The sequence below is a fragment of the Kitasatospora sp. NPDC034533 genome (assembly GCF_055575155.1).
Genome location: NZ_JBVITE010000042.1, coordinates 71306 through 79092 on the forward strand (window position 1 = coordinate 71306; position 7787 = coordinate 79092).

General features: G+C 71.3%; 7 protein-coding genes. 2 read left to right on the top strand and 5 right to left on the bottom strand.

Going from position 1 to position 7787, the window contains the following annotated elements; genetic code table 11:
* Window positions 1-8: 8 nt before the first annotated feature.
* From ACZ55U_RS25930 to ACZ55U_RS25945, 4 genes are all read right to left on the bottom strand, one after another.
* A complete protein-coding gene (locus tag ACZ55U_RS25930; protein ID WP_465529462.1) occupies window positions 9-1898 on the bottom strand; it encodes a glycoside hydrolase family 15 protein in 1890 nt (629 codons plus the stop codon).
* Between the two features lie 110 nt (window positions 1899-2008).
* Window positions 2009-2530 (bottom strand): helix-turn-helix transcriptional regulator, encoded by a 522-nt coding sequence (locus tag ACZ55U_RS25935; protein ID WP_465529464.1) that lies wholly within the window; start codon window positions 2528-2530, stop codon window positions 2009-2011.
* A gap of 42 nt (window positions 2531-2572) precedes the next feature.
* Entirely contained in the window at window positions 2573-3949 is a 1377-nt protein-coding gene (locus ACZ55U_RS25940) for a Mur ligase domain-containing protein (RefSeq protein WP_465529466.1), read from the bottom strand.
* 101 nt (window positions 3950-4050) lie between these two features.
* Entirely contained in the window at window positions 4051-4446 is a 396-nt protein-coding gene (locus ACZ55U_RS25945; protein ID WP_465529468.1) for a roadblock/LC7 domain-containing protein, read from the bottom strand.
* 379 nt (window positions 4447-4825) lie between these two features.
* Here ACZ55U_RS25945 and ACZ55U_RS25950 point away from each other — a divergent pair, with 379 nt between their 5' ends.
* Both ACZ55U_RS25950 and ACZ55U_RS25955 read left to right on the top strand, forming a co-directional pair.
* On the top strand, window positions 4826-6190 hold the full coding sequence (locus ACZ55U_RS25950) for a hypothetical protein (protein ID WP_465529470.1): 1365 nt from the start codon (window positions 4826-4828) through the stop codon (window positions 6188-6190).
* Window positions 6187-7029: an NAD(P)-dependent oxidoreductase gene (locus ACZ55U_RS25955; protein WP_465529472.1), complete on the top strand. Its 843-nt coding sequence runs from the start codon at window positions 6187-6189 to the stop codon at window positions 7027-7029. The genes ACZ55U_RS25950 and ACZ55U_RS25955 overlap by 4 nt, the downstream gene beginning before the upstream one ends.
* 69 nt (window positions 7030-7098) lie before the next feature.
* Here ACZ55U_RS25955 and ACZ55U_RS25960 read toward each other — a convergent pair whose 3' ends face one another.
* Window positions 7099-7677 carry an aKG-HExxH-type peptide beta-hydroxylase gene (locus tag ACZ55U_RS25960; RefSeq protein ID WP_465529474.1) on the bottom strand — a complete coding sequence of 193 codons (579 nt, stop codon included), beginning with the start codon at window positions 7675-7677 and terminating at the stop codon, window positions 7099-7101.
* Window positions 7678-7787 lie beyond the last annotated feature (110 nt).

Sequence of the window (7787 nt, forward strand, 5' to 3'; positions counted from 1 at the left end):
GCCGTGAGTCACTGCGCCTCCACAGCGGTGAGCATGGCCGGTGCGGGCCTGCGCTGGGTGGGCAGCGCAACCGCCTGGTGCTGCTGGGCGAGGCAGGAGTCGACGAGCGCGAGCATGCTGAACGCCTGCGGGTAGTTCCCCAGCTGGCGTTCGCTCACCGGGTCGTACTCCTCGGCGAGAAGCCCGACGTCGTTGCGCAGCACCAGAAGGCGGTTGAGCAGTTCGGATGCCGCCTCCCGGTATCCGATCGCCTTGAGCGCATCGGCGAGCCAGAACGCGCAGGGCAGGAAAGCGCCCTCGTGCCCGGCCAGGCCGTCGACGTTCGCACCGCTCGCCGCGTGGGTCGGGTAGCGGTGGACCAGGCCATCCGGGGTGGCGAGTTCGCGCTGAACGGCCTCCACCGTGGCGATCACCCGCTTGTCGTCGCCGGGCAGGAATCCCAGCGCGGGGATCAGCAGGAGGGAGGCATCCAGGTCCTCGCCGCCGTAGTACTGGGTGAACACCCCACGCTGCAGGTCCAGACCCCACGTGCACACGTCGGCGTGGATCTGCTCGCGCACCCCGCGCAGGTGCTCCAACCTCGCCGGGTCGACGGCAGCCCGGCGCTCCAGCAGCGTGACGAGCCGGTCGAAGAAGACCCAGGCGAGGATCTTGGAGTGGGTGAAGTGCCGGCGCGGCCCGCGCACCTCCCAGATTCCCTCGTCCGGTTCGCGCCACCGCTGCTCCAGCACGTCGGCCTGGAGGAGTAGCCACCGGTCGGCGTCCGGGTCGGGGGCGAGCCCAGCGTCCTCGGCGGCCAGCAGAGCGTCGGCCACCTCCCCGGGCACGTCGAGCTGGAGCTGGCCAGCGGCGCCGTTACCCACCCGGACCGGACGCGACCCCTCGTAGCCGGGCAGGTGGTCCAGGACGTACTCCTCCATGCCGGTCTCGCCGCCGACGCCGTAGAGCACGCCCGGATCGGTCGGGTCGACGTAGGCCAGCAGCCACTCGCGGAAGATCCTGGCCTCGTCCAGGAATCCGCACCTGACCAGCGTCTTGACCGCCAGCGACCAGTCGCGCAGCCACGCAAAGCGGTAGTCCCAGTTGCGCTCGCCGCCCAGAGCCTCGGGCAGCGACGTGGTGGGGGCCGCGACCATCCCCCCGTCCGCGGAACACAGCAGCTTGAGGGTCACCAGCGCCCGCAGGACCACGGCCCGGTGCGGGCCCTGGTAGGTGCACGCGGACGCCCAGGACTCCCAGAAGCGCAGGGTGTTCGCGAGTTCGGCCAGGCCATCGGTGGGCGCGGGCAACGGCAGGTCGGCGGGCTGCCATGAGAGCGCGAGCACCACCTTCTGGCCGGCTGCCATCGTGAAGTCGGCGCGGCAGGGGCCCTGCTGGCCGACACTGTGGAGCGGACCGTCGAGGCAGTAGGAATCGTGCTCGCTGGTGGCCACGAGTCGGGCCTGCCCGCTGTGCTCCACGCGGTTGAGGACGGGGCGGTGAATCCCGTAGCCGGGGCGCGGGTGGAACTCGGAGGCAAAATCCACCTGGCCGGTCAGGCCCTCCACCACCCACACGACCCGGGCCGGGGCGTAGCCCGTCGCGTCGGGCGCCGGCATGAAGAGCGTGACGCGAGCCGAGCCCAGCGGGGTGCTCCACTCCTGCTCCAGCACCGCGGAGTTGCCCGCGTAGCGCCGCCGGGTCCTGGGCGTCGGCGCACCGTCGCCGTCGCGAGCGGGGGCGACGCGCCAGAAGCCGTGCTCGTCGTCGCCGAGCAGCGCGCTGAACACGGCGGAGGAGTCGAACCGGGGCCAACACAACCAGTTGAGCGTCGCGTCGCCGGAGACGAGGGCGGCGGTGCGCAGGTTGCCGATCAGGGCGTGCTCCTCGATCGGCGGGACGGACATGGGCTGGGACATGGTGGTCCTGACGCTGGGCGGAGAGGATGGCGGGGGCTTCGCCGGACAGGTCTTCGCGGCGGCCTCGGGGCGGGTGGGGCGACTGCGCGGCTACGGCCGGGGGTCTGGCATCAACTCGCCTGCTGCTGCGCAGGCGGGCTGGTGGTCTCGGAGAGCCGGGCGTCCGGCCAGCCGTCGCCCAGGGCGCTCAGCGGCACGATGTCTGCGAGGACGGCGAGGGCCGCCGCCTGCTGCCGGGAGCGGACGCCCAGGGTGCGCAGGATGCTCTGGGTGTAGGTGCGGATGGTGCTCGTGCTCAGGCGAAGGCGCGTCGCGGTCGCCGCAGGCGCCTCGCCGGAGACCAGGCCGGCGAGCACCCTCTGCTGCTGAGCGGGCAGGGGCAGGCCGGTCGGGTGGGACACGGGCACGTCCTCGGGACGCACCCACCCCCAGGCCGCGCCGAGAGCGGCGGCGCGGTGGCGGTACGGCGTGCCGAGCCGGGCCGTCAGCGCCTTGATGGCGGGGTTGACCTCCTTGGCGGCGAGGCCCGTGGCACGGCTGACCGGTTCGATGAGGTGACCACCGGCCACCTGGCGCAGCAGCAGGACGTCGGCCTCGGACAGGTCCGGCCGGTCGGGGAGGGAAACGGGCATGACGAAAGCTCCTTGTAGCGCGATCAGGGGTGGGGTGTGCTGCTACTGGGCGGGCCGGTCGAGGGCGGCCAGCAGCTTCGGGCCGCTGCGGCGGGCGGCCTCGGCGCCGATGGTGACGATCACGTCGTCGGCGCGGGCGAGGGAAGCGGCCACCTCCTCGGCGCCCATCCCGCAGGGTCCGGGCTCGGGGACCACGAGCGTGCCGCCGTCCTGGCCGCCGGCATCGTCGAGGGCGCTGGCGAGCGCGCTGATGCCGTCGGTGTGGAGCTGGGAGCGGGCCAGAGTGGAGAGGACGGGCAGCAACACCGTGTGGTCGGCGGCGGCCAGGGCCTCGGTGATCCGGTCGGCGAGCGCGGCGGTGCGCAGGTGACCAACCGGCTCGTACACCGCGATCACCGCCCCCTCGGTGAGCATCTGCGCCCCCTGGAGATCGGCGGCGATCTCCTCAGGGTGCTGTGCGCGGGACTCCATCACGGTGACGCGGCGGACCGTGCCCAGGCGGGTCAGCGACCGGTCGGCCCCGGCGAACGCGCCGAGCCCGTCGACGAGGTCGGAGCCGGATACCCCGAGGGCCCATCCGGCCGCGAGCGCCGCCGCGACGCCGAGGGCGGACCTGGTGCCCGCGACGGGTACGGCGAGCGCGACCCGCTCGCCGCCCGCCTGGATGGTGAGGTGGTGGTCCTTCCCGCTCCAGAGCAGACGGAGAATCTGCACGTCCATGCCCTGCCCCCGGCCCACCGTCACCACCCGCGGGCCCGGACCGCGGCGCAGGCGCTCCAGCAGCTCGTCGCAGCCAGGCTGCCCGGCCCACACCACCACGCTCTCGCTGCAGCGGGCCAGGGCCTCGATGTCGTCCAGCGCTTCCTCGCGGGTTGCGAACATCGGCGGTGCTTGGTCCACGGCGGTGACCAGCGTGACCGCCGGGCGCAGGCCCGAGCCCAGAGTGCGGTGTCGCCAGCCCGGCGGGGCGGCCTCGTGGAGAGCGGTGTCGGGGCACAGGTCCACCACCAGGACCTCGCCGCTGCCGTCGTAGCCGGGCGCGTCGCCGTGCGGGGCGGCGGTCAGAATCCAGCCCGGGTCGAGGGCGGTCAGGGCACAAGTCAGGGCGGCGGCGGCCATCGCGGTGGAGTGGCTGCCCACGACGGCCACGACGGTGGGCGCGGTGCCGCCCAGCAGCTCCAGCGCGCGGGAGTAGCCCATGCTCGGCAGGCCCTGACCGGCCGCACGATCGAGGATCTCGTGCACCGCAGCGCCGTCTCCGCCCCAGACCAGCGACGTCGTCACGCCCGGCACCACGGGCTGCAGCACGGCTCCGGCGCGGGCGAGGCGCTGGAGCAACTCGTCGTCGCGGCCGTCCTGCCGCGGCGCGACGGTCACCCGTGCACCGCGCCGGGCCAGGTAGGAAGCGAGCCCGGCCATGCCGGGGCTGCACGGGTCAACGAAGTGCGGGGCGATCAGGACGTCGGGAAGGGGGCGGGGGCGTCGACAGCCCCGTGCGGCCTTCCCGGCCGGCGCCGCCTTCACGCCGCCACCAGAGCGAGGAGACCCTGCTCCGCGAGACGAATCATCCGGTCCAGGAGTTCACCCAGGTCCGTGGCCTCGGTGCCGACCACGGCGAGCATCGACTGGTCGGGCGCGCCGACCAGCGTGAGGTTCCGGCCGAGCCGGTCCTCGATGATGCTGTGCCCCCAGGGGTACCTGATGGAGGTGACGCTGCCGACGATGTCAACTCCGTTGGTGCTCACGGCGCTCAGCGCCGACATCACGGCGGCCCACTTGTCCGCCTCGTCACGGCCGATTCCGGGCGAGGTGCCCAGGACGAGGCCCTCAGGACTCACGTGGATGGCGGCAGCCGCGCCAACGGTGTTGGCGACCAGGTCGCTGAGGAAGCGCCGCTGCGGGTGGGGTGAGCTCACGGTGTTGCTCCTTCGCCAGACTGTGCGGGGAGATGGCCAAGACGTCGGGGCTGTCGTCTCCGAGTTGATGCCCCTCTGGCCTGCGCGCCGTACTGCCCCGGGCCGTAGCCGCTTGCTACGGCGGCGGGCCTGCCGCTCCGACTGGGGTGATCGTTCATCGCTTGGATCACCCGGGCGGACGGCGCTCTTCTGGCGCGACAGGGGGAATCCTGCTCGTGTCCGACCGACTTCGGCTAGTAACCACACGCTGACACGAGCCGACACAGGTCGACATGAGCCGACATGGGTGCTGACATTTCGCCCCTGCCTCTCCCACCGCGGGCCGGGATCGGAGATCGTTGACCTGAGGCCGTTCCATCGATCGCCGTACGGAGTTGTCATGGCGTCAGACCAAGAGATCTCCCTGTTCCAGGTCCTGGTGCAGCAGCGCGGGCTGGGTGAGTACCTCGTCTTCCTCAGGCAACTGCAAACCGCTGCTGCCGAGGTAGCGCGCCTCGAACACAACCCCGCGCTGGCGAAGGTCACCATTGGAGAGCGTCAGTTCTCCAGATGGACGCGCGGACAACACGGCAGCGGGCCCAGGCCGCTGACAGCGCGGGTCTTGGAGCACCTGTTCCAGCGAAACTCCCGGGACCTGTTCGGGCCTGCCCGCGCCGCGGGGGAGCGCAGTTCGCGTCTCCCTGCCGCACAATGCATAGAGCCGAGCGCCGGCTCGGACGCTCACACCCGGGACCTGCTGATGACAGCCGCCAGCGAATCGGCTTCCTTCGCCGCCTACGCGGAACAGAGCAACGTCGGCCCGCACAGCCTCGAACAGCTGTCGGCCGACATCCGCAGGATCGTCTCCACGTACCCCAATCGGCCGGTCGTCCCCCTCTTCGAGGAAGTCCTCTCCCTTCGAGACCGATGCTTCGAGCTTCTGGAAGGCCGACAGCCTCCGGCGTACACCAGCGACCTCTACCTGGCGGCCTCGGTGCTCTGCGGAATCCTCGCCAACGCGAGCTTCGACCTCGGCGCCTACCGCGAGGCGGAAACCCAGGCCCGGACCGCGTTCGTCTGCGCCGAACAGGCCGGCCACAACGGACTGCGATCGTGGATCAGGGGCACCCAAGCGCTGATCTGCTACTGGGAGGAGCGCCCGCACGACGCGATCCGCCTGGTGGAATCAGGCGAACAGTACGTCCCGGAAAACGGAACTGCCCACATCCGTCTCGCCAGCATCGCCGCAAGGGCGCACGCCCGCCTCGGTCAGGAGCAGGATGCCGTGGCAGCCCTGCGCCGGGCCGACGAGTATCGGGAGCAAGCGGCCGATGACGACATCCCTGGCGGGATGCTCGCCTTCCCGTTGGCCAAACAACGGTTCTACGCCGCCACCACTCGCCTGTGGCTCGGCGGCGACGCGAACAACAGGGAGGCAGCGGCCCTGGCCGAAGAGGCCGTCGCACTCTACGAGTCGGCCCCGCCGGAGAATCAGCGGCTGGGCGAGCTGTCGCTTGCCCGTATGGACCTGGCCCTCGCTGAGCTGGCGGGTGACGAGATAGAAGGAGCAGCCCACCAGATCGACGCGGTGATCGCCGTCGCGAGCAGGCGACCCACAGAGAGCGTCAGCCGACGACTCGGTCAGTTCGCGCGCCGGCTGGCTGCGAGCCCGGCCGGTACCTCGGCTATCGGGTTGTCCCTCCAGGATGGGATCATGCAGCACAGAAGGGCCCGTAACGAACTACCAGCTGGGGGACGCGGTTGAGCACCGTCACGGTTCTGCACCCGGGACAGATGGGTGCCGCCGTTGCCGCCCAGGCCGTCGCCGCCGGGCACAGGGTGCTGTGGCTCCCGAAAGGCCGCAGTGAGAGCAGTCGGCGCCGTGCCGATGACGCGGGCCTGCTCCCCGTCGATGACCTGCGCACCGCGCTCGGGCAGAGCGAGATCGTGATCTCGATCTGCCCACCGGCCGCCGCCGAGGACGTCGCGGCTGACGTGGCGGCTGTCCCGACCTTCGCGGGCATCTTCGTGGACGCGAATGCGATCAGTCCCAGCCGGGCCACGAACATCGCCCGTACCGTCTCCCAGGCAGGTGCGACCTTCCTCGACGGCTCCATTATCGGCCCGCCACCAGCCGGTTCGACTACTGCACGTCTGTACCTTGCCGGCGACCGGGCAGCGGCGAGGCAAGTGGCCGAGATCTTCGACAACACGTTGGTCACTGCCCGCTGCCTCGACCGGGACGCCGGTGCGGCCTCAGCGCTCAAGCTGGCGTTCGCCAGCTACCAGAAGGCCGTCAGGAGCCTGGTAGGCGTCGCACACGCACTCGCCGATCTCCACGGGGTGACAGCTGAGTTGATCGACGAAGGCAACACGATGGCCGGCCCGTTCCTGGCCGATCGGGACTACCTCCGCACCGTCGCCCCCCGAGCCTGGCGGTGGGTGCCAGAGATGCAGGATGTGGCGCGGACTCTGACGGACGCCGGCCTGCCCGCCGACCTCGCGCACGCAGCCGCCAGCACCCTGATGAGGTGGGACAGCCTGAAAGACCGTAGCGATCTCACGATTGAAGACGTGCTCGACGCTCTCAGATCGACCGACTGACCTTCGATCCACAAACGAGCTCACTCCGAACAAGCAACGTCGGGCCCGGGAAGGTGGGGCGGTCGGCGGTCACAGGGTGAGCGCCCCGCGGTGGACGGCGGCCAGGCGCTCACGCAGGTCCTCGTCGTGGACGAGTTCGAGGGCGCGCGGGTGGTCGGCGGCGCTGGCGGCGAGGAGGCCGCGCTGCTGGTCGAGGTAGGCGGTCAGGAAGGCTCGCACGTCGCCTTCGGTGTGCTCCAGGACGCGGGCGGTGTAGAGCATGGTGAGGGGGAAGGCCCAGCAGGCGTGGAGGAAGCCGAAGGCGGGCCGCTTGCTCTCCCTCCAGGGGGAGTGAAAGACGGCCTGGTCGTCGAACGTGCAACCGGCGGCGGCGAGGGCGTCGTTGAGCCAGTTGTGGCCGGCCTCGTGGATGAGGTCGCGGGCCAGCACGGTGGGGTCGCCGGTGTGGTCGAGGAACACCGTGCCGGGCAGGCGGGTGATGGTCCAGCTGATCAGGGTCTGGCCGAGTTGCTTGGCCCGCAGCAGGACGACCACGACGGCGTGTGCCGTCAGGAGGGTGCCGAAGCCGGTCTGGTCGGCGGCGGTGAACGCGTTGGCGACCAGCGTCCGCAGGCCGAGCGGGGCGGGTTCGGTGTCGGGGCCGAGCACGTAGTACGAGGTCTCAGAGGGCGTTCGATACTGATTTAGGCTGCCGCGAGGGGTTTCGGGCGGAGGTATTGCCCGACTTTGTCGGGGCTGGCGGTCAGGCGGGTGGTCAT

Bases quoted from the DNA above. Each gene is read 5' to 3' on its own strand.
- ACZ55U_RS25930 (WP_465529462.1), bottom strand. From the start codon at position 1,898: ATGTCCCAGCCCATGTCCGTCCCGCCGATCGAGGAGCACGCCCTGATC.
- ACZ55U_RS25940 (WP_465529466.1), bottom strand. From the start codon at position 3,949: ATGGCCGGGCTCGCTTCCTACCTGGCCCGGCGCGGTGCACGGGTGACC.
- ACZ55U_RS25950 (WP_465529470.1), top strand. From the start codon at position 4,826: ATGGCGTCAGACCAAGAGATCTCCCTGTTCCAGGTCCTGGTGCAGCAG.
- ACZ55U_RS25935 (WP_465529464.1), bottom strand. From the start codon at position 2,530: ATGCCCGTTTCCCTCCCCGACCGGCCGGACCTGTCCGAGGCCGACGTC.